A 3,400-nucleotide genomic window follows, 5' to 3' on the forward strand; every position below is an offset into this window, starting at 1 on the left:
TGGGGTTTCCCCATGTGAGAGTAGGTCATCGTCAAGATTCATTTCGCAAAACCCCTATCTGCACATGCAGGTAGGGGTTTTGTCTTTCTGGCCCTGAAAATCCCTAGGCATACGCGGTTCCTGTGGGAGCGGGTTCACCCGCGAACACCGGCATAGCCGGTGCCATCCACCGCGTCGCCCGCTTCGCGGCTAAAGCCGCTCCCACAGGTATGGCGCGGGTCCAGGGTATGCTGCGGGAGTGGCCTTCACCCCGCCAGCAGCCCTTTTCCTATGCAAGCCAACAGCCCATAGCTATCATGCCTGCCTTATTCCAAGTCGAGACTGGCATGCTGAAGTTGTTGAATCTCCTCAAGGATGGTCGGTTCCATTCCGGAGAAGCTCTGGGGTCGGCCCTCGGGGTAAGTCGCAGCGCCGTTTGGAAGCAGCTGCAGCACCTGGAGAGCGAACTGAACCTCACTATTCACAAGGTTCGTGGGCGCGGCTATCAGTTGGCGGCGCCACTGGCTTTGCTCGATGCACAAGCGATTGCCGAGTTTGCCGAAGGCGAGCAGTGGCCCGTTTTCATCCACGAAACCATCGACTCGACCAATGCCGAAGGCTTGCGGCTCGCCGGGGAAGGGCAGACTGCTCCATTCCTGGTCCTGGCCGAGCGCCAGAGCGCCGGCCGTGGTCGTCGCGGTCGGCAGTGGGTCAGCCCGTTTGCCGAAAACCTCTATTACAGCCTGGTGCTCCGTGTGGATGGCGGCATGCGCCAGCTCGAGGGCTTGAGTCTGGTGGTGGGGTTGGCGGTAATGCGTACCCTGCAGGCGTTTGGGGTTAAGGATGTGGGGCTCAAATGGCCCAACGATGTCCTCGTTCGCGGGCAGAAGATCACCGGTATCCTCCTGGAGTTGGTGGGTGACCCGGCAGATGTCTGTCACGTGGTGCTGGGTATCGGCATCAATGTGAACATGCAGGTCAACGATCAGGTCGACCAGGTGTGGACCTCGATGCGCCGCGAAGTAGGGGCGGCAGTCGACCGTAACCGGCTGGTAGCGTTGCTCAGTCAGCAATTGCAGCACGAATTGGCAAGGCATCGTCGCTACGGGTTTGCCGCATTCCAGGAAGAATGGGAGCAGGCGCACCTCTGGCAGGGGCGCAATGTTTCTCTGGTTGCCGGTAGCACGCGTATTGATGGCGTGGTTCTTGGCGTCGACGGGCAGGGCGGCTTGCGCCTTGAGGTGGACGGGGTGGAAAAGAGCTTCAGTGGTGGTGAGCTCAGTTTGAGGTTGCGTGATGATTCTTGAGCTCGATTGCGGTAACAGCTTCATCAAGTGGCGGGTAATCCACGTCGCTGATGCAGCGATTGAAAGCGGCGGTATTGTCGACTCCGATCAGGCGCTGGTGGCCGAAGTGGCTGCACTGGCTTCGGTACGTCTGACCGGCTGCCGTATTGTCAGTGTGCGCAGTGAGGAAGAAACCGATGCGCTTTGCGCGATGATTGCCCAGGCATTTGCCGTGCAAGCGCGCGTGGCGCACCCGGCTCAGGAAATGGCGGGTGTGCGCAATGGCTATGACGACCACCAGCGCCTGGGCATGGACCGTTGGTTGGCGGCGCTCGGAGCATTTCACCTGGCCAAGGGCGCTTGCCTGGTCATTGACCTGGGGACCGCTGCCAAAGCGGATTTCGTTGCGGCGGACGGCGAGCACCTGGGTGGCTACATCTGCCCGGGTATGCCATTGATGCGTAGCCAGTTGCGTACTCACACCCGGCGTATCCGTTATGACGATGCCTCGGCCGAGCGTGCATTGGCCAGCCTGGCGCCAGGTCGCTCGACGGTCGAGGCGGTCGAGCGCGGTTGCGTGTTGATGCTCCAGGGTTTTGCGCGTACCCAGCTCGAGCAGGCGCGTGCGTTGTGGGGGGAGGATTTCACGGTGTTCCTCACGGGTGGCGACGCGCCGCTGGTAAGGGAGGCCGTGCCCCAGGCGCGTGTCGTGCCTGACCTGGTTTTCGTAGGCCTGGCCATGGCCTGCCCATTGGATTGAGGTGCCTATGCGTTGGTTGTTTCTGCTGTTACTGGTGCTCAACGTCTTCTATTACGTGTGGCACCAGCAGGAAGCCCCGCTGAAGGTCAAGGAAGTCGCGCCCCTGTCGCTGTACAAGGGGAATCAGCAAGAAATCCGCCTGTTGCGCGAAACGGGGGTTTCGGCGCCACCCAAGCGCCGGGATGAGTGCCTGGTGGTCGGTGGTGTGATGGGGCAGGGCCAGCTCGATGCGCTGCGTCAGCGCCTGTTGAGCCTGGATATTGCCACGCTGCCGGTGGTGGGGCAGCTGCCAGGGGCGGATGGTCGCTGGCTCAAGGTTGCCTCGGAAAGCGAGCGTTTGCTGGACCAAACCGTGCTCGCGACTCTTTCCAACGATTTCAAAGACTTAAAACACAAAATTATTTTCTGCCAGGGTATTGCAACTGGCGAATAGCTTGATAGAATGGCGCCCGCTTCACAGGGAACACCACTTAGGTGGTAGAGCTGGAAGCGGTGTCAAAGCAGCTAAGTTTCAGATTTGATTGAAAAAATTTGAAAAAACGCTTGACACTAGGACGGCAGACAAATAGAATGCCGGCCACATCTGGAGGGATTCCCGAGCGGTCAAAGGGGACGGACTGTAAATCCGTTGCGAGAGCTTCGAAGGTTCGAATCCTTCTCCCTCCACCAGTTTTAGCGAGAGCCGCAAGCTCCGCGGGTATAGTTTAGTGGTAGAACCTCAGCCTTCCAAGCTGATGATGCGGGTTCGATTCCCGCTACCCGCTCCAAGTTTGCTGGGTTTTGCACAAAGTGTTTCGCTCTTGTAGCTCAGTTGGTAGAGCACACCCTTGGTAAGGGTGAGGTCAGCGGTTCAAGTCCGCTCAAGAGCTCCATATAAACAAGGCAGATATGAAAATATCTGCCTTTGTTTTATCAGCGCAAGACTATTTCTTCTGCGGAGGATTGTATCGATGGCTAAGGAAAAGTTTGATCGTTCCCTTCCCCACGTTAACGTCGGCACTATCGGCCACGTTGACCACGGTAAGACCACTCTGACCGCAGCTCTGACTCGCGTCTGCTCCGAAGTTTTCGGTTCGGCAGTCGTTGAGTTCGACAAGATCGACTCGGCTCCGGAAGAAAAAGCGCGCGGTATCACCATCAACACCGCTCACGTCGAGTACAACTCGAACATTCGTCACTACGCTCACGTTGACTGCCCAGGTCACGCTGACTACGTGAAGAACATGATCACCGGTGCTGCCCAGATGGACGGCGCGATCCTGGTTTGCTCGGCCGCCGACGGTCCGATGCCACAAACCCGTGAGCACATCCTGCTGTCCCGTCAGGTAGGCGTTCCTTACATCGTGGTCTTCCTGAACAAGGCTGACCTGGTAGA

General features: G+C 58.6%; 4 protein-coding genes and 3 tRNA genes. All 7 read left to right on the forward strand.

What is annotated here, in order from left to right:
* Nucleotides 1-326 precede the first annotated feature (326 nt).
* Nucleotides 327-1,286 (forward strand): bifunctional biotin--[acetyl-CoA-carboxylase] ligase/biotin operon repressor BirA, encoded by a 960-nt coding sequence (gene birA, locus ABIB24_RS26675; protein ID WP_075044426.1) that lies wholly within the window; start codon nucleotides 327-329, stop codon nucleotides 1,284-1,286.
* The gene (locus ABIB24_RS26680; protein ID WP_274078680.1) at nucleotides 1,276-2,025 is read left to right on the forward strand and encodes a pantothenate kinase; all 750 of its coding nucleotides are present in this window, start codon (nucleotides 1,276-1,278) and stop codon (nucleotides 2,023-2,025) included. Before birA ends, ABIB24_RS26680 begins: the two co-directional genes overlap by 11 nt.
* 7 nt (nucleotides 2,026-2,032) lie before the next feature.
* On the forward strand, nucleotides 2,033-2,458 hold the full coding sequence (locus ABIB24_RS26685; RefSeq protein WP_137162861.1) for a hypothetical protein: 426 nt from the start codon (nucleotides 2,033-2,035) through the stop codon (nucleotides 2,456-2,458).
* 152 nt (nucleotides 2,459-2,610) lie between these two features.
* Nucleotides 2,611-2,694: transfer RNA gene (locus tag ABIB24_RS26690), tRNA-Tyr, on the forward strand.
* A 24-nt stretch (nucleotides 2,695-2,718) separates the two neighbouring features.
* A tRNA-Gly gene (locus tag ABIB24_RS26695) sits at nucleotides 2,719-2,792 on the forward strand.
* A gap of 29 nt (nucleotides 2,793-2,821) precedes the next feature.
* Nucleotides 2,822-2,897: transfer RNA gene (locus ABIB24_RS26700), tRNA-Thr, on the forward strand.
* Between the two features lie 78 nt (nucleotides 2,898-2,975).
* The coding region (locus tag ABIB24_RS26705; protein WP_025755038.1) for a GTP-binding protein at nucleotides 2,976-3,400 on the forward strand (425 nt) is incomplete at its 3' end.

This window comes from Pseudomonas sp. UYEF17 (assembly GCF_040546125.1).
GTDB classification, from domain to species: domain Bacteria; phylum Pseudomonadota; class Gammaproteobacteria; order Pseudomonadales; family Pseudomonadaceae; genus Aquipseudomonas; species Aquipseudomonas putida_Z.